We start from the raw sequence: 18,525 nt of genomic DNA on the forward strand, positions 1-18,525 counted from the left end.
TGGTTCATTCCAGAGCGGCCAACAATTGGCCGATGCCTTGCAAAGTGAGGATATGGTCGGGCTCTTGCAGGGCAAGTGCTGCTTCGGGCATGGTCGAAACCTGGGCTTCGCCGGGGTCCTGGACCACCGTAATTCCACCCAGCTCCCGGACCTTGGCCAGGCCCTGGGCACCGTCGTTGTTGGCGCCGGTCAGCACGACCGCCAGCAGGTTCGGACCGAAGGCGTCGGCGGCGGATTCGAACAGCACATCTATCGACGGCCGCGAATGGTGCACCGGTTCCTCCAGGCTCAACGAAAGACTGCGGTCGGCCTCGACCGACAGGTGATAGCCGGGTGTGGCTACATACAAAGTGCCCGGTTGAATGTTCTGCTTGTCCTGAGCTTCCTGCACCGGTATCGCCAGACGATGGCCGAAGACCTGGGCCATCTGGCTGTCACGCTCATCGGGCAGATGCAACACGACCAGAATGGGTACGCCGAAGCCCTTTGGCAGTTGCCCGAAGACTTTGAGCAGCGCTTCGACGCCGCCGGCGGATGCACCGACGACAATGGCTTGAATGGGCGATCTGGATCTGTGCATCGTCTGATTCATAACTTGCGATAGATCCGTTCCTGTTTGACCAACGGCTCGAATTGCTTGCCGAAAGACGAAAAATCCAGTGTCTCTTTACTGCCCAGTACCAGGAAACCACGGTGACAGAGGGACTCATGGAACAATCCGAACGCGCGATCTTGCAGCTTTTTGTTAAAATATATCAAGACGTTACGACATGAAATTAACTGAGTTTCTGAGAATACGCTATCAGTCGCCAGGCTGTGATCGGCAAAGGTCACGTTCTCGCGCAGGGTTTTGTCGAACATCGCGTAATCGTAGGCGGCGGTGTAGTAATCGGCAAATGATCGCCGCCCTCCCGCGCGCTGATAATTCTGGGTGTAGGCCCGTACGTTCTCGAGCGAAAAAATGCCCTGCTTGGCTTTTTCCAGGGACCGCGGATTGATGTCGGTGGCATAAATCAGCGTGCGGTCCAGCAGCCCTTCCTCGCGCAGCAGGATCGCCATGGAATAGACCTCCTCCCCGGTGCTGCAACCAGCGATCCAGATTTTGATCGAAGGATAGGTCTTGAGCAGCGGCACCACTTCTTCGCGGATCGCCAGGAAATGCAACGGGTCGCGAAACATCTCACTGACAGGGATCGTCAACAGTTGCAGCAGTTGCATGAACATGCCCGGGTCGTGCAACACGCGCTCCTGCAGTGCCGAGATGGTCTTGCACTCGAACTGGCTCAGCGCGTGCTGGACCCGACGCTTGATGGAGGCGCCGGAATAGTCCCGAAAATCGTAGCTGTACTTGAGGTAGATCGCGTCGATCAACAAACGGATTTCAATGTCAGTGTTACGTTCCACTAAATTCTTTCCATATTCGGCAACCACACGCGAATCAGCGAGAACAGACGATCCAGATCGATCGGCTTGGCCAGGTAATCGTTGGAACCGGCCGCCAGGCAGCGCTCCTGATCATCCTTCATGGCCTTGGCCGTCACGGCAATGATGGGCAGCTTGCGCCAGCGCGGGTCCTTGCGGATCAGCGCGGTGGCCTCGAAACCGTCCATCTCCGGCATCATCACATCCATCAGCACCAGGTCGATGTCGTCGACTTCGTTCAGACGCTCGATCGCTTCATAGCCGTTACGGCCGATGACGACGATCGCCCCCTTGGCCTCCAGGGCACTGGTCAGGGCGAAAATGTTGCGCACATCATCGTCCACCAGCAGCACTTTACGGCCCTCGAAAACCTTGTCGCGGCTGCGGGCGGTCCTGAGCATCCGCTGCCGTTCATGGGACAACCGGGATTCGACTTTGTGCAGAAAAAGTGTCACTTCGTCCAGCAACCGCTCCGGCGAACGGGCGCCCTTGATGATGATCGAGCGTGAATACTTGCGCAGTTCGGCTTCTTCATCGCGGGTCAGGTTGCGTCCGGTGTAGACGATCACGGGCGGGAATGAGCAGATATCTTCGGTGGACATGCGCTTGAGCAGGTCATTGCCCAGCATGTCAGGCAGCTTCAGGTCGATGATCATGCAGTCGTAGGCGTTGCTTCGCAGCAGGTCCAGGGCTTGCTGCGCCAGGCCGACAGCGGTGATCTCGATGTCATCGTCACCGATCAGCCGGGTGATGCTGTCGCGTTGCAAATCATCGTCCTCCACCAGCAGCACCCGCTTGACCTTCTGGGTCAGCTTGGCTTCCAGGCGGGCGAATACCTCCTTGAGTTCTTCGCGAGAGGTCGGCTTGACCGCATAGCCGACGGCGCCCATGTGCATCGCGGCTTCTACACGATCCTCGACGGAAATCACGTGTACCGGGATGTGCCGGGTTCCAGGTTGCTCCTTGAGCCGCTGCAACACCGTCAATCCGGAGTGATCCGGCAGGCGCATGTCCAGCAGGATTGCATCGGGGCTCAATTGCGAAGCCAGGTCGAAGCCTTCATCGGCACCTTGGGCCACCAGGCATTGGTAACCGAGTTCGTGGGCCAGGTCGAACAGGATCCGGGCAAAGCTGGGCTCGTCTTCGATCACCAGAATGCAGCGGGTGTTGAACGGTGCCTTGTCGCGGTCATCGGCGAAGGGGGCGACGGGCACATCGACCTGGGCGATCAGCGGAGCGCTGACGGGTTCAGGGGGCGCGGGTGGCGCCATTGTGGTGGTCGCAGTGAATATCCCCGGTTCTACCAGCGGCTCACCCGACTCGACATAGCGTTCTGGCAATACCAGCGTAAACACACTGCCCTGCCCCGGTTCGCTGGAGACAGAAATCGAGCCGCCGAGCAAGGTGGCCAGGTCACGGGAAATCGACAGGCCCAAACCGGTCCCACCGTACCGGCGATTCGTAGTGCCATCGGCCTGGCGGAAGGCTTCAAAGATGCTTTGTTGCTGATCGGCGGCGATGCCGATTCCTGAGTCCCGCACCATGAACGCGATGCCCGCCCCGGCCTGGCCGGCCACCGTCAGGCATACCGTGCCTTTCTCGGTGAACTTGATGGCGTTGGACAGCAGGTTCTTGAGTACCTGTTCCAGGCGCTGACGGTCGGTGTACAGCATGGCCGGGGCGTCGGGCAGCAGTTGCACCTCGAAGCTCAGGCCTTTTTCCGTCGCCAGGGGCATGAACATGTCACGCAAGCCTTCCACCAGGCGCGTCACGCCGGTGTTCTCCGGACGCACTTCCAGTTTCCCGGCCTCGACCTTGGAAATGTCGAGAATGTCATTGATCAAGTTCAGCAGATCGTTACCGGCGGAATAGATCGACTCGGCAAATTTCACCTGTTCTTCGTTGAGGTTCTGCTGCGGATTCTCCGCCAGCAGCTTGGACAGGATCAGTGAGCTGTTGAGCGGTGTACGCAGTTCATGGGACATGTTCGCCAGGAACTCGGACTTGTATTTGCTCGAACGCTGCAACTCTTCGGCGCGTTCCTGCAACTGGATCTGCGCCAGGTTCAGCTCGCTGTTCTTCTGGTCCATGGCATCGCGTTGTTCAGCCAGTTGCTCGTTGGTCTGCTCCAGTTCCTGTTGTTGGGCTTCCAGATGCGCCTGGGACTCCTTGAGGATGCGTGACTGCTCTTCCAGCTCTTCGTTGGCGGTCCGGAGTTCTTCCTGCTGAACTTGCAGCTCTTCGTTCAGCTGCTGGGTTTCGGCGAGGACTTCCTGCAAACGCTGCCGGTAACGGGCCGCTTCGATGGAGGTGCCAATATTGCCGGCCACCAGTTCCAGCAGTTCGATATCGCGATCGGTCACAGGTCGCAGGAAGCCCAGTTCGACAACGCCGTTGATCCGGTCATCGTCACTGGTGGGCATGACCAGTACGCTGTTGGGCAACCCCTGGCCCAACCCCGAACTGACTTTCAGGTAGTCGTCGGGCACGTCATCCAGGCGGATGAGTCGCGCCTGTTGGACCGCCTGGCCAGCGATGCCTTCGCCGACAACGATCACCTGTTGCTGTTGCTCTTCGTCCTCTCGGGACATGCCGTAGGTGGCGACACGCCTGAGCAGGCCGCTTTCTTCCCGCGCATACAGTGCGGCCACGACAGCGCCCATGTATTGGGCACAGAACTGCAGGATGTTGCGTCCCAGCAGGTTCAACGTCAGTTGCCCCAGAACCTGCTCGGCCAGTAGCGTCTGGCCATTGCGCAGCCAGGCCTGTTTTTCCAGATGCAAAGCACTCTGCTGCTGGACCTTCAGGCTGGCGCTGTAATTGTTGGACAGCCCCAACAGATCCCGGCGCCCGACATAGGCCAGCAAGCCGCTGACGGCGGCCACGAACAACAGGTACAGAGCGATGCTCCAGAGGGTGGTGGTGCGCACCTGGTCGTTGCGTTCTGCGCGCAGCTGCTGCTCGGATTCGACGATATCCTCGTAGGTCTTGCGTATTTCATCGGTCAAGCGCTTGCCACGCCCGGCCTTCACCGCTCCCCGGTAATCGCCACTGCTGCGTTGCAGGTCGATCATGCTTTGCGCGTAGTTGGCCCACTCCACCTGGAGCGCTTGCACTTTATGCAGGCGGTCGGTCTGGATCGGGTTGTCGGCTGTCAATTCCAACAATGTCTCCAGGGCGACGGCGATACGCGGCTTGGCCACTTCATAAGGGTCGAGGAAATGCTCGTCGCCCGTCAGGAGGTAGCCGCGCATGCCGGTTTCCAGATCCACGCTCAGCTTGAGCGCTTCATTGGCATTATTGATCACCCGATCGGTATGCCCGACCCATTGGATCACCGACAGGAGATAGGTGATCAGCACAATGAAAAACACCGCGCTGAGGGCGCCCATGCCCAGTGGCAGGCTGATATTGCGGCTCAGGAGCTTGCGAAAACTTTGCTCGTCAACCGAAGACGAAGGAGTCATGGAATAAGCCTTGGTGGACAGTTGAAAACCGTGGAGTTTGCCGAAAAATACCGGTTGGATCCACATTCTGACGGGGCAAAGGCGCAAACTCCACGAAAAGCCTGAGGAAGCGACGATCCTTGTCAGCTCTTGTACTATAGATCCTTTCTTGTACAACCCAGGGAACTTGTGCCCCCTCGCTACTTACTCATGCATAAGGCCGTTTTTTGGCACACCTCCCCAACCCAATCCCCTGAGAATGTCTACCATGCACAACCCCGCTCCTGATACCCAGCCAACCATTCTGGTAGTCGAAGACGACGACATCGTACGTATGTTGATTGTCGACGTGCTGGAAGAGCTGGAATACCAGGTACTGGAAGCGGACGGCTGCGAACAGGCCTTGGCGTATCTGCGTAACGATGCGCAGCCCATCGCCCTGATGATGACCGATGTCGGCCTGCCGGTGATGGACGGTCGCGAGCTGGCCAAGCAGGCCCGATCGGCTCGGCCTCAGCTACCCATTCTGTTTGCCAGCGGTTACGCCGAAAGCATCGATGTGCCGGAAGGCATGGCGGTGATTGGCAAGCCTTTTTCCATCGATCAGTTGCGCGACAAGGTCAACGGCATTCTTTCTTGAGCCTGACGCAATTGTTGGTCACTATCGGCGCCCCGCGCTGATAGCGCCCACGTCGATTCGTTCCAAGGAAGCACCCGCTCATGCGTCAACCCACCGCCACCAAGGTCCTGGTTATCGGCTATGTCTGGCCCGAGCCGCGTTCATCGGCTGCCAGCGGGCACGTCATGCAGATCCTCGAAGCCTTCCTTGGGCAAGGGTGGGACATCACCTTCAGCAGTCCCGCGGGCCCTGGCGAGAACCGTGCCGACCTGATCGCGCTGGGGATCGGCGAAGTGCCGATCGAGCTCAACAGCAGCAGTTTCGATACATTCATCGCTGAACTGGCCCCGGATATCGTGTTGTTCGACCAGTTCATGATGGAAGAACAGTTCGGCTGGCGGGTCGAGAAACACTGCCCCGGCGCCCTTCGGGTGCTGGAGACGTCCGATTTGCAAAGCCTGCGCCACGCCCGGCATCAGCGGCTCAAGGATCGGTTGAAGAAGGATGACGTTTCCCAGGATTTCAGCGATCTGTTTGCGCAGGACCTGCCTCAAGCGTTCGAGTTGATGGCCGGCACCGACCTGGCCAAGCGGGAAATCGCCGCCCTGTACCGGTGCGACCTGAGCCTGATGGTGTCCGAAGTCGAGATCGAGTTGCTGGTAGAGCACTTCAAACTGCCCCGCAACCTCTTGCATTGGTGCCCACTGATGCTGGACCTGCCGAGCGAAGCACGCGTGCCGTTCGCAGACCGGGCGCATTTCCTCAGCATCGGCAATTTCCGCCACGCGCCGAACTGGGACGCCGTGCTCTGGATGAAAAACGCCATTTGGCCATTGATCCGCCAACAGCTGCCTGATGCGCAACTGCACCTGTATGGCGCCTACACCCCGCCTAAGGCTGCGGCGCTGCACAACGCGGCCCAAGGGTTTCACATCATGAATTGGGCCGAGGATGCGCTGCAGGTCATGTCGGCGGCACGTGTCTGTCTGGCGCCGTTGCGTTTCGGTGCCGGCATCAAGGGCAAGCTGATCGATGCCATGCTGTGCGGCACACCCAATGTCACCACACCCATCGGCGCAGAAGCCATGCACGGTGAAATGCCCTGGCCCGGAGCGATTGCCCAAAGCGCCGAAGATATCGCCCACGCCGCTGTGCAGTTGTACCGCGAGCAGAGCCTTTGGACCCGCGCCCGGGATAACGGCCTGGCGCTGCTGGCGGACCGTTACCGCCGACAGGTCCACGCCCAGGCGCTGATCGATTGCCTCGAAGCCTGTCGCGCCGACCTTGAGCAACGGCGCCGGGATAACTTCACCGGCAGCATGTTGCGTCATCACCAGCACAAGAGCACTCAATACATGTCCCAGTGGATTGAGGAGAAGAACCGCAACAGTCAGGCCGGAAGCGTTACGGGGTAGCACCCGTGCGGCGAAGGGGGCATTATCCAGCGGCAATAACAATAAAAGCGCCAGGCCATGACCCGAACTGCAAGAGTCACCGACCCTTCCTATGAGCTGATGGACGACCATAACGGGCTGTCCATCATCTATCGCCAGCACGGTTTCCCGTGCCCGCTGGTGCGCTGGCATTTCCATAAGGAATACGAGTTGCACCTGATCGTCGCCAGCTCCGGCAAGGTATTCATCGGTGACTATATCGGCAACTTTTACCCGCAATCGCTGTTTCTCACCGGCCCCAACCTGCCCCACAACTGGATCAGCCAGGTCGCCGAGGACGAAGTGGTGCCCAAGCGTGACATGCTGGTGAATTTTACCGACGAGCTGTTCGAGAGCGGCCATCAGGTGTTTGCCGAGCTCAAGACCGTCGCGCCATTGCTGGAGCGCGCCCAGTACGGCATCGAATTTCGCTGCAAGCGCACTATCCGCCAGGCCATGATCCTGATGCAGCGCATCGCCGATTCCCAAGGCATGAGCCGCCTGGGGCATTTTTTCATCCTGATGGAGCTGCTGGCCGCAACCGATGACTATCAGTTGCTTTCCGGGGCCACCGCTGCGCAACCGGCGGACGAGCACAGCGTTGACCGTACCAACCGCGCGGTGGATTACATCTTTGCCCATTACGCACGGGAACTGTCCCTGGAAGAAGTGGCCGAACATCTGGGCATGAAACCGACGTACTTCAGCCGCGTCTTCAAACAAGCCACCGGCCGCTGTTTCATCGAGTTCGTCAATCGCCTGCGTATCAGCAAGTCCTGCGAGTTGTTGGCCGACGGCGACAAACCGGTGACGGACGTGTGTTTTGAATCGGGCTTCAACAACATATCCAACTTCAACCGGCGCTTTCAGCAGCTCAAGGGCATGACCCCTTCCCATTACCGGCGCCTGGCGGTGCAGCGGTTGACCGAACAGAACCAGGGCTGACAATCCCAGGTTATCCTTGTGGCGGGAATTTATGTGGGAGCAAAGCTTGCTCGCGATGCAGGCGCCTCGGTTCTCCGGAAGACCGCGTCATCCTCATCGCGGGCAAGCTTTGCTCCCACACAGCGGGGATAAATCCCCTCGCCACAGCTAACCCCTTCTCAGACCAAATCCCATCCAGTGCAAAAAAGTATCAGCGCAAGTGCGACGGATGATTTGTCTCGCCGGCGATTGAGGGCTGTAATCAGCGCACATTCTTCCCTTCATCCGGAAGACACAAAAACAATAACTGTCCTTCCGCAGCCCTTGGGGGCGGAAAAGGAGTGCGCGATGAAACCTTCGGTAAAAGCTCTGCTTGTCTCCACCTGCATGACCCTCAGCAGCGTCAGTTTCGGCGCACAGACCCTCACCATTGCCACCGTCAACAACAGCGACATGATCCGCATGCAAAAGCTCTCGAAGACCTTCGAGGCTGAGCACCCGGACATCAAGCTCAATTGGGTGGTGCTCGAAGAAAACGTCCTGCGCCAGCGCTTGACCACCGACATCGCCACCCAGGGCGGGCAGTTCGACGTGCTGACCATCGGCATGTACGAAGCCGCACTCTGGGGGGCCAAGGGTTGGCTGGAGCCGATGAAGGATTTGCCGGCCAGTTATGCCCTGGATGATATTTTTCCGTCCGTGCGTGAAGGCCTATCGGTCAAGGGCACGCTCTACGCCCTGCCGTTCTATGCCGAAAGCTCGATCACCTACTACCGCACCGACCTGTTCAAGGACGCCGGGCTGACCATGCCCGAACACCCGACCTGGACCCAGATCGGTGAGTTCGCGGAAAAACTCACTGACAAGACCAAGGAGCAATATGGCCTGTGTCTGCGAGGCAAGGCTGGTTGGGGCGAAAACATGGCGCTGATCACGACCCTGGCCAACGGTTTTGGCGCGCGCTGGTTCGATGAGAAGTGGCAGCCGCAGTTCAATGGCCCCGAGTGGAAGAATGCCCTGAACTTCTACGTCGACAACATGAAGAAATCCGGCCCGCCGGGCGCTTCCAGCAACGGTTTCAACGAGAACCTGGCGCTGTTCAACAGCGGCAAATGTGCAATCTGGGTCGATGCCAGCGTCGCCGGTTCGTTCGTCACCGATAAGACCCAAAGCAAGGTGGCCGATCACGTCGGATTCACCTTCGCCCCCCATGAAACGACTGACAAAGGCACCTCGTGGATGTACTCCTGGTCGCTGGCCATCCCCGCCAGTTCCAAAGCCAAGGAAGCGGCCAAGGTCTTTACCATGTGGGCGACGTCCAAGGAATACAGCCAATTGGTCGCCAAGACCGATGGCGTTGCCAACGTACCGCCAGGCACACGTACCTCGACCTATAGCGACGACTACATGAAGGCCGCGCCGTTTGCCAAGGTGACCCTGGAGTCGTTGAAAGTCGCTGACCCGAAAGCCCCCACTCTCAAGCCTGTGCCCTATATCGGTATCCAGTTGGTGACCATTCCTGAGTTCCAGGCCATCGGCACCCAGGTCGGCAAGTTCTTTTCGGGCGCGTTGACCGGCCAGCAGACCGTGGACCAGGCGTTGACCGCAGCGCAGTCCACCACGGAACGCGAGATGAAACGCGCAGGTTATCCCAAGTAACCCCGACGTCAATGTGGGAGCGAGCCTGCTCGCGATGAGGCCGGCACATTCAACATCTATGTTGCCTGACCCTGCGCTATCGCGAGCAGGCTCGCTCCCACAATGGATTTTTGTAGGCCCGCACAAATCGGTTCAATGCCATGAATAGTTCAACGACAACCGCCAAAGCACCCAGTGAGATTGCCCCACCGGTTCGCAAAAGCCGCTTGGCCAATCCAGGCTGGTTTCTGGTCAGCCCCTCGGTGGGGTTGCTGCTGCTGTGGATGATCGTGCCACTGGGCATGACCGTCTACTTCTCGCTGATCCGCTACAACCTGCTTTACCCCGGCGAGAACGAATTTGTCGGGCTGGAGAATTTCACTTACTTCCTGACCGATTCGGGCTTCGTCCCCGGGGCGACCAACACTCTGCTGCTGGTGGGCAGCGTGTTGCTGATCAGCATCGTGTTCGGGGTGTTGATCAGTGCGCTGCTGGAGGCCAGCGAGTTTTTCGGCCGGGGCATCGTGCGGGTATTGCTGATTTCACCGTTCTTCATCATGCCCACGGTGGGCGCGCTGATCTGGAAGAACCTGATTTTCCACCCGGTCTCGGGAATTCTCGCCTCGGTGTGGAAACTGTTCGGCGCGCAGCCGGTGGACTGGCTGGCCCATTACCCGCTGCTGTCGATCATCATCATTGTGTCCTGGCAATGGTTGCCCTTCGCGATCCTGATCCTGATGACGGCCATGCAGTCCCTCGATCAGGAACAGAAAGAAGCCGCCCGCCTGGATGGCGCGGGGCCCATCGCGATTTTCTGGCATCTGACCCTGCCCCATCTGGCGCGCCCGATTGCGGTGGTGCTGATGATTGAAACCATTTTCCTGCTGTCGGTGTTCGCCGAGATTTTCACCACGACCAACGGCGGCCCCGGCTACGCCTCGACCAACCTCGCCTACCTGATCTACAACCAGGCGCTGGTGCAGTTCGACGTCGGCATGGCTTCGGCCGGCGGCTTGATTGCCGTGGTGATTGCCAATATCGCCGCCATCATCCTGGTCCGGATGATCGGCAAAAACCTCACCGACAAGAACTGAGGCCGCAGCCATGACACTTCAACAATCCCGTCGCCTGCAAAGCCTGCTGCTGGGGACGCTGGCCTGGGCCATCGCGATCCTGATCTTCTTCCCGATCTTCTGGATGGTGCTGACCAGCTTCAAGACCGAAATCGACGCGTTCGCCACGCCGCCGCAGTTCATCTTCGCGCCGACGCTGGAGAACTACCTGCACATCAACGAGCGCAGCAACTACTTCAGCTTCGCCTGGAACTCGGTGGTGATTTCCTTCAGCGCCACCGCCCTTTGCCTGCTGATTGCGGTGCCGGCGGCCTACTCCATGGCGTTCTATGAAACCCAGCGCACCAAGGGCACGTTGCTGTGGATGCTCTCCACCAAAATGTTGCCACCGGTGGGCGTGCTGATGCCGATCTACCTGCTGGCCAAGAGCTTTGGCCTGCTGGACACGCGGACTGCGTTGATCATCATCTACACGCTGATCAACCTGCCGATCGTGGTCTGGATGATTTACACCTACTTCAAGGACATTCCCCGCGACATCCTTGAAGCCGCGCGTCTGGATGGCGCCACGCTGTGGCAGGAAATGGTTCGCGTCCTGTTGCCCATCGCCAAGGGTGGCCTGGCCTCCACCGTACTGCTGTCGCTGATCCTGTGCTGGAACGAGGCGTTCTGGTCGCTGAACCTCACCTCGTCCAAAGCCGCGCCGCTGACGGCCCTGATCGCGTCCTACTCCAGCCCCGAAGGCTTGTTCTGGGCCAAGTTGTCGGCCGTATCGACCCTGGCCTGCGCACCGATCCTGATTTTTGGCTGGATCAGCCAGAAACAGCTGGTACGCGGTTTGTCCTTCGGCGCCGTGAAATAACGCGCCTTACACCATTATCAGAAGTGGAGGCCCATCATCATGGCCAACCTGAAAATCAAGAATCTGCAAAAAGGCTTCGAAGGTTTCTCCATCATCAAGGGCATCGACCTTGAAGTGAACGACCGTGAGTTCGTGGTCTTTGTCGGCCCGTCGGGTTGTGGCAAGTCCACGCTGCTGCGGTTGATCGCCGGCCTGGAAGAAGTCAGCGACGGCACCATCGAACTGGACGGCCGGGACATCACCGAAGTCAGTCCGGCCAAGCGCGACCTGGCGATGGTGTTCCAGACCTACGCGCTTTACCCGCACATGAGTGTGCGCAAGAACATGTCCTTCGCCCTGGACCTGGCCGGCGTGCCCAAGGCCGAGGTCGAGAAAAAGGTCAACGAAGCGGCGCGCATCCTCGAATTGGGGCCGATGCTTGAACGCAAGCCCAAGCAGTTGTCCGGCGGCCAGCGCCAGCGTGTGGCGATTGGCCGGGCCATCGTGCGCAACCCGAAGATTTTCCTGTTCGACGAGCCGCTGTCCAACCTCGACGCCGCCCTGCGCGTGCAGATGCGCCTGGAGCTGGCGCGCCTGCACAAGGAGCTGCAGGCAACGATGATCTACGTCACCCACGATCAGGTCGAAGCCATGACCCTGGCCGACAAGGTGGTGGTGCTCAACAGCGGGCGCGTCGAACAGATCGGCTCGCCGCTGGAGCTGTATCACCAGCCGGCCAACCTGTTTGTCGCCGGGTTCCTCGGTACGCCAAAAATGGGCTTTCTCAAAGGCAAAGTCACACGGCTGGAGAACCAGGGTTGTGAGGTCCTGCTGGACGCCGGCACCCGGATCAGCCTGCCCCTGAGTGGGGCCAGCCTGAGCGTCGGCGGCGCGGTGACCCTGGGGATTCGCCCGGAGCATTTGAACCTGGCACAACCGGGCGATTGCACGCTGCAAGTCACCGCCGATGTCAGCGAACGTCTGGGCAGCGACACCTTCTGTCACGTCGTCACCGCCTCCGGTGAAGCCTTGACCATGCGCGTGCGCGGCGACCTGGCGAGCCGTTTCGGTGAGCAACTGAACCTGCACCTGGATGCTGAACACTGCCACTTATTCGATGCCGAGGGCGTGGCGGTCACCCGTGCGCTGCGCATCGCCGCCTGATTACCGAGACTTGTGATGAAACTCAATCGACAGAACCTGCACAACCTCAGCCCTGAGGTCGCCCTGCCCGCTTATTCCTTGAGCGAGATCAGCCAGGGCATCGCCCACATCGGCGTCGGCGGCTTCCACCGCGCGCACCAGGCTTACTACACTGATGCGCTGATGAACACCGGCACCGACCTGGACTGGGCCATCTGCGGCGTGGGCTTGCGGGCCGAAGATCGCCGCGCCCGGGATGACCTGGCCAGCCAGGACTACCTGTTTACCCTGTACGAGCTGGGGGACACCGACGACACCGAAATCCGGGTGATCGGAGCCATCAATGACATGCTGCTGGCCGAAGACGGCGCCCAGGCCCTGATCGACAAACTGGCCGACCCGCAAATCCGCATCGTCTCGCTGACCATTACCGAGGGCGGCTATTGCATCGACGACAGTAACGGCGAGTTCATGGCCCACCTGCCGCAGGTCCAGCACGATCTGGCCCATCCTGACGAGCCGAAAACCGTCTTCGGTTTCCTTTGCGCAGCCTTGGCCAAGCGCCGGGCCGCCGGCACCCCGGCGTTCACCCTGATGTCCTGCGATAACCTGCCGCACAACGGTGCCGTGACCCGCAAGGCGCTGCTGGCATTCGCCGCGTTGCGCGACGCCGAGCTGGGCCAATGGATCGATCGCCACGTGAGCTTCCCCAACGCCATGGTTGACCGCATCACGCCCATGACCAGCGTCGCCCACCGGCTGCAACTGCATGACGAGCATGGGGTCGACGATGCCTGGCCGGTGGTCTGCGAGCCTTTCGTGCAGTGGGTCCTGGAAGACAAATTCGTCAACGGTCGCCCGGCCTGGGAAAAGGTCGGCGTGCAGTTCACCGATGACGTCTCGCCCTATGAAGAAATGAAAATCAAATTGCTCAACGGCAGTCACCTGGCGCTGACCTACCTGGGTTTTCTCAAGGGTTATCGCTTCGTCCACGAAACCATGAACGACCCGCTGTTCGTGCGTTACATGCGTGCCTACATGGACCTGGACGTGACCCCGCAACTGGCACCCGTGCCAGGGATCGACCTGACCGACTACAAGAACACGCTGGTGGAGCGTTTTTCCAACCAGGCAATTGCCGACCAGTTGGAGCGGGTGTGTTCGGACGGCTCGTCGAAGTTTCCCAAATTCACCGTGCCGACGATCAACCGCTTGATTGCCGACGGCGGCCAAACCCGTCGCGCGGCGCTGGTGGTGGCGGCCTGGGCCGTGTACCTGAAGGGCGTGGATGAGAACGGCGTGACGTATTCGATCCCGGACCCGCGGGCGGCGTTCTGCCAGGCGCTGGTGGCCGACGATGCGTTGGTGACCCAGCGCCTGCTGGAGGTCGAAGAGATTTTCGGTACGGCCATTCCCCACTCGCCCGAGTTCGTGGCAGCCTTCGAGTGGTGCTGCAACAGCTTGCGCGAACACGGGGTCACGCGGACGCTTGAGCGAGTGTTGGCTGACGCGGACTAAACTGCGCACGCAATCCGCTTCTGTGACGAGGGGATTTAGCGAAACGTCGCACCGCCCCGTTGGGTCGCGAAGCGGCCCCCAGACGTGCTGCCTACACCGAAGCCGCAGATACATTGGGCCCGCTTCGCAGCCCAGCGGGGATAAATCCCCTCGCCACAGGTATTCCCTGGCCACAAGTTCTGTGTTTTGTTCTTTGATCCGAGGGTTTTTATGGCAAACCAACAACTGTTCCTGGGCATCGACTGCGGCACCCAAGGCACCAAGGCACTGATCCTGGATACGCTCAGCGGCCAGGTGCTCGGCCAGGGTGCCGCTGCCCACAGCATGATCAGCGGGGCCAACGGTCGCCGTGAACAAGACACCCAGCAATGGCTCGATGCATTCACCCAGGCGACTCACCAAGCCCTGGCCGCCGCCGGGGTCGATGGCCAGGCGATCCTCGGCATCGGCGTGTCCGGCCAGCAACACGGCTTGGTGCTGCTTGACGACCAGGGCCAGGTCTTGCGCCCGGCCAAGCTGTGGTGCGACACCGAGACGACGCCGGAAAACGATCGGCTTTTGGCCTACCTGGGGGGTGAAGACGGCAGTCTCGCACGCCTCGGCGTGGTGATCGCGCCGGGCTACACGGTTTCCAAACTGCTCTGGACGCGGGAGCAGCATCCCCAGGTTTTCGAACGCATCGCCAGCATCCTGCTGCCCCACGACTTTCTCAATCACTGGCTCACCGGCCGCCATTGCAGCGAATACGGCGACGCCTCGGGCACCGGCTATTTCAACGTACGCACCCGTCAATGGGACGCGCGGTTGCTGCAGCACATCGATCCCAGCGGTCGGCTGCAATCGGCATTACCGGAGCTGATCGAGGCCCATCAGCCGGTCGGGCGGATCCTGCCGGCCGTTGCCGCGCACCTGGGCATCAATCCCGACGCGCTGGTGGCCAGCGGAGGTGGCGACAACATGATGGGCGCTATCGGCACCGGCAACATCCAGCCCGGCGTGATCACCATGAGCCTGGGCTCCTCCGGCACGGTCTACGCCTATGCCGCCGAACCTGCGGTCAGTCCGCAGCCGTCGGTGGCAACCTTCTGCTCATCCAGCGGCGGCTGGCTGCCGCTGATCTGCACCATGAACCTGACCAACGCCACCGGGGCCATGCGCGAGCTGCTGGAGCTGGACATCGACGCCTTCAACGCCTTGGTGGCAAGGGCCCCGATAGGCGCCGAAGGCGTGTGCATGCTGCCGTTTCTCAACGGCGAGCGAGTTCCCGCCCTGCCCCATGCCACCGGCAGCCTTTTCGGGCTGACCACCACCAACCTGACCCGGGCCAATCTGTGCCGGGCGGTGGTCGAAGGCACCACCTTCGGTTTGCGCTATGGCCTGGACCTGCTGCGCGCCAACGGGCTCGAGGCCCAGAGCATCCGCTTGATCGGCGGTGGTTCGAAAAGCCCGGTTTGGCGGCAGATCGTCGCCGACATCATGGATACCACGGTCATTTGCACTGAACAGAGCGAAGCGGCCGCCCTGGGTGCGGCGATTCAGGCGGCGTGGTGCCATGCAGGCTCACAGCAAAGCCTGGCCGATCTGTGCGAGCGCTGTGTCAAGCTCGACCCAGCCAGCGAAACCCGGCCCATTACCGAGCAGGTCGCAGCATCGCAAAAAGCTTATGCCAACTATCAAGAACGTATCGCAACCCTTTGAGATAAAAGAACTATGTATTTGGTATGTGGTGAAGCACTGTTTGATTTTTTCAGCGAAAACGAGATGGGCGGTCAGGCGTCGCAGGTCAACTTCAAAGCCATCGCGGGCGGCTCGCCGTTCAACGTGGCAGTCGGGTTGCGACGCCTGGGCGTGGAATCGGCACTGTTTGGCGGGCTGTCCACGGACTACCTGGGCCGACGCTTGCATCAGGTCCTGGCTGCCGAAGGTGTCAGCACCGAGTACGCACTGGACTTCGACGCGCCTACGACCCTGGCAATGGTGGCGGTCGGTGCCAACGGTTCGCCCCACTATAGCTTTCGCGGTGAAGGATGCGCGGACCGGCAACTAGGCCTGGACCACCTACCGGTGCTCGGTGAGCACGTACGGGGGCTGCATGTCGGCTCCTTCTCTCTTGTGGTGCAGCCGATTGCCGACACCCTACTGGCCTTGGTGCGACGCGAGAGCGGTAAACGCCTGGTCAGCCTGGATCCGAACGTGCGACTCAACCCGCAACCGGACATCGAACTGTGGCGCTCGCGAATCGCAACGCTGGTCGAATATGCCGATTTGATCAAAGTCAGCGACGAAGACCTGAGTCTTCTTTATCCCGACCAACCGCCACAGACCATCATCGAGCGTTGGATGGAGCACCGTTGCCAATTGGTGTTCCTTACCCGTGGCAGTCAAGGCGCGACGGTATTCAGCCGCCAGCACGGTTCCTGGTCAATGCCGGCATGTTCGGTGCAGATCGCCGATACCGTGGGCGCAGGAGACACTTTCCAGGCGGCGTTGATTACCTGGCTGACCGAGCACCAACTGGATTCGGTGGAAGGCCTGCATACCCTGACCCGTGAGCAGGTGAGCGAGATGCTCGCTTTTGCCATGCGCGCAGCTGCGCTGACATGCGGCCGGACCGGACCGGATCTGCCTTACCGGCAACAATTGGATTGAGCTGTTTGGGAAAAAGCACGGCACCGGGTTCGGACAATGACCGAACCCGGAGGTGATTCCTGGGAAGACAAGGCCGTGATCAGCGCCCGGTCATGCGGTGTTGCTGATGGAAGTGATTACCGGTGTGGTGATTTTGGTCGAGTTCGGAGCGCAACTCGGCGATCAGGTCGTTGATTGCCCGGCAGCCATTGAGTTTATTGGCATCGATATCGGTTTTGATCAATGCCACACGATCGGTTTCATGATCGTCATAGATCTTGATTGTCATCGACAAATCAGGTGACAACGTGCATTGCGAGCGCTTGGGCAGCAAGCTGCTTTCAATGATGTTTCGCATTTCGAGGGCAGATAAAAACATGGCGACTCTCTCCTGTTGAGGCGGCCAATTTATGTTCACGACGGCGGTATTTTCGTCCGTTCTTCCCTGCGGACTGGGACTACGAATGCCGTGCCGTTCGTTCGTTCTTGGCGTTTTCTAATTAATGAGCCCGTGCAGCGACTCCCTAATCATCCCGCAAAAAATATGCCTGCTTTAAAGAAAATCCCGATTGATCCAAATCAACTACTTAGCGTCCAGGACTGTGAGAGCGCGCGTGCAAATTGCAAGGAAGCGGGATTTTCCTCATGCAAACTGCAATCGCCAGTGATCCTGTCGCAAGCTAGATTAGACCCTATTGCGCAGGGGTGAGTGGGCACCCGTCGGCTGCTTCGAAAAAAGTGTGACGTCGCGTAAAAAACGTCAAATGACTTCGGCGCCAGCCCGCTCTGCCACATGGCGCAGGCTATCGAAGTTGATATTCGCGCCGGAATCGATTGCCACCAGTGTTTGGCCTCGCGCGCCGGTCTGGGCGACGTACTGCTTGATGCCGGCGACCGCCAAGGCGCCCGAGGGCTCGGTTATCGACCGGGTATCGTCATAGATGTCTCGGATGGCTGCGCACAATTGGTCGTCAGTGACGGTGATCACGTCATCAACGCAGAAACGGCAGATGTCGAAGCCGTAGGCCCCTATTTGTGCGACAGCCACGCCATCGGCAAAGGTTCCCACGCTCGCCAGACTGACCCGTTCACCGACTGCCAGCGCCGCCTGGAGACAGGCGGAATGTTGTGACTCCACCCCGACAATGCGAACCTCCGGGCGCAGGTACTTGACGTAGGCCGCGACCCCGGCAATCAGCCCCCCGCCACCGACCGGGACAAAAATCGCGTCCAGGCTGCCTGGGTGTTGACGCAGGATTTCCATGGCGACGGTGCCCTGCCCGGCGATCACGTCCGGATCATCGAAGGGCGAAACGAACTCTCGTCCGGTCTGTCGGGCCAGCTCCAGTGCGTATTCCAAGGCAAAGGGAAAGCTCTCCCCGTGCAGCACTGCTTCGGCGCCCCGGTTGCGCACGCCCAGCACCTTGAGCTGCGGTGTGGTGAGTGGCATGACGATGCTGGCCGATATGCCCAGCTCCCGCGCGGCCAGCGCCACGCCCTGGGCATGATTGCCCGCTGAAGCGGTGATGACACCGCGAGCCCGTTGCTCGGCGGTCAGTTGCACCAGTTTGTTGTAGGCGCCACGGATCTTGAAAGAAAAAGTCGGCTGCAGGTCTTCACGCTTGAGAAGGATCCGGTTGCCCAAGGCTTCGGACAGTCCGGTGGCCGCTTGCAACGGCGTGCGTACGGCCAGTTCGTACACCGGCGCGGCCAGGATCTTCTTGACGTAATGTTCTAGCAGGGCTTGCTCGGGGCGGGTGGTAGGCATGGCGGTCTCCTGGTTTGGACAAAACTCCGGAGACAGAAAGAAAAAACCCGCCTCGGAGGCGGGTTGGGTGCA

15 protein-coding genes are annotated in these 18,525 nt (G+C 60.0%); 10 read left to right on the forward strand and 5 right to left on the reverse strand.

Translation table 11 applies throughout. The annotated features are described in order from the left end of the window. Nucleotides 1–4 precede the first annotated feature (4 nt). From QOM08_RS14035 to QOM08_RS14045, 3 genes are read right to left on the reverse strand one after another with little or no spacing between them, the layout of a single operon-like run. Nucleotides 5–592: a chemotaxis protein CheB gene (locus QOM08_RS14035; protein WP_047229104.1), complete on the reverse strand. Its 588-nt coding sequence runs from the start codon at nt 590–592 to the stop codon at nt 5–7. Beyond that, on the reverse strand, nt 589–1,404 hold the full coding sequence (locus QOM08_RS14040; RefSeq protein WP_281459213.1) for a CheR family methyltransferase: 816 nt from the start codon (nt 1,402–1,404) through the stop codon (nt 589–591). Before QOM08_RS14040 ends, QOM08_RS14035 begins: the two co-directional genes overlap by 4 nt. Next, nucleotides 1,404–4,889, reverse strand: a complete 3,486-nt coding sequence (locus QOM08_RS14045; protein ID WP_316913206.1) for a response regulator — start codon at nt 4,887–4,889, stop codon at nt 1,404–1,406. The genes QOM08_RS14040 and QOM08_RS14045 overlap by 1 nt, the downstream gene beginning before the upstream one ends. 247 nt (nt 4,890–5,136) lie before the next feature. Between QOM08_RS14045 and QOM08_RS14050 the strand changes: the two genes are divergently transcribed. The 10 genes from QOM08_RS14050 to QOM08_RS14095 all read left to right on the forward strand — a co-directional run bounded on the left by QOM08_RS14050 (nt 5,137) and on the right by QOM08_RS14095 (nt 16,706). After that, the gene (locus QOM08_RS14050; RefSeq protein ID WP_047229106.1) at nt 5,137–5,508 is read left to right on the forward strand and encodes a response regulator; all 372 of its coding nucleotides are present in this window, start codon (nt 5,137–5,139) and stop codon (nt 5,506–5,508) included. Nucleotides 5,509–5,588: 80 nt separating this feature from the next. Beyond that, nucleotides 5,589–6,902: a glycosyltransferase gene (locus tag QOM08_RS14055; RefSeq protein ID WP_047229107.1), complete on the forward strand. Its 1,314-nt coding sequence runs from the start codon at nt 5,589–5,591 to the stop codon at nt 6,900–6,902. A gap of 57 nt (nt 6,903–6,959) precedes the next feature. Beyond that, a complete protein-coding gene (locus QOM08_RS14060; protein WP_160892371.1) occupies nt 6,960–7,865 on the forward strand; it encodes an AraC family transcriptional regulator in 906 nt (301 codons plus the stop codon). A gap of 327 nt (nt 7,866–8,192) precedes the next feature. Continuing rightward, the gene (locus QOM08_RS14065; RefSeq protein ID WP_047229109.1) at nt 8,193–9,503 is read left to right on the forward strand and encodes an ABC transporter substrate-binding protein; all 1,311 of its coding nucleotides are present in this window, start codon (nt 8,193–8,195) and stop codon (nt 9,501–9,503) included. Between the two features lie 140 nt (nt 9,504–9,643). Next, nucleotides 9,644–10,576, forward strand: coding sequence for a carbohydrate ABC transporter permease (locus tag QOM08_RS14070; RefSeq protein ID WP_188250845.1), 933 nt, complete (start codon nt 9,644–9,646; stop codon nt 10,574–10,576). 10 nt (nt 10,577–10,586) lie between these two features. Continuing rightward, complete coding sequence (locus QOM08_RS14075; protein ID WP_173406940.1) at nt 10,587–11,417, forward strand: carbohydrate ABC transporter permease; 831 nt, start codon at nt 10,587–10,589, stop codon at nt 11,415–11,417. Between the two features lie 39 nt (nt 11,418–11,456). Beyond that, nucleotides 11,457–12,560: an ABC transporter ATP-binding protein gene (locus tag QOM08_RS14080; RefSeq protein WP_047229112.1), complete on the forward strand. Its 1,104-nt coding sequence runs from the start codon at nt 11,457–11,459 to the stop codon at nt 12,558–12,560. 15 nt (nt 12,561–12,575) lie between these two features. Next, the gene (locus QOM08_RS14085; RefSeq protein ID WP_076384597.1) at nt 12,576–14,057 is read left to right on the forward strand and encodes a mannitol dehydrogenase family protein; all 1,482 of its coding nucleotides are present in this window, start codon (nt 12,576–12,578) and stop codon (nt 14,055–14,057) included. 210 nt (nt 14,058–14,267) lie between these two features. Further along, nucleotides 14,268–15,755 carry a xylulokinase gene (gene xylB, locus QOM08_RS14090; protein ID WP_316913207.1) on the forward strand — a complete coding sequence of 496 codons (1,488 nt, stop codon included), beginning with the start codon at nt 14,268–14,270 and terminating at the stop codon, nt 15,753–15,755. 12 nt (nt 15,756–15,767) lie between these two features. Then, entirely contained in the window at nt 15,768–16,706 is a 939-nt protein-coding gene (locus QOM08_RS14095; protein WP_316913208.1) for a carbohydrate kinase, read from the forward strand. A gap of 79 nt (nt 16,707–16,785) precedes the next feature. On the opposite strand, the gene QOM08_RS14100 is transcribed toward QOM08_RS14095, so the two are convergent. Further along, nucleotides 16,786–17,064, reverse strand: a complete 279-nt coding sequence (locus tag QOM08_RS14100; protein ID WP_047229116.1) for a DUF1652 domain-containing protein — start codon at nt 17,062–17,064, stop codon at nt 16,786–16,788. A 381-nt stretch (nt 17,065–17,445) separates the two neighbouring features. After that, on the reverse strand, nt 17,446–18,453 hold the full coding sequence (gene ilvA / locus QOM08_RS14105) for a threonine ammonia-lyase, biosynthetic (protein WP_080962918.1): 1,008 nt from the start codon (nt 18,451–18,453) through the stop codon (nt 17,446–17,448). Between the last annotated feature and the right edge of the window lie 72 nt (nt 18,454–18,525).

The sequence above is a fragment of the Pseudomonas sp. P105 genome (assembly GCF_032614175.1).
GTDB classification, from domain to species: domain Bacteria; phylum Pseudomonadota; class Gammaproteobacteria; order Pseudomonadales; family Pseudomonadaceae; genus Aquipseudomonas; species Aquipseudomonas rhizophila.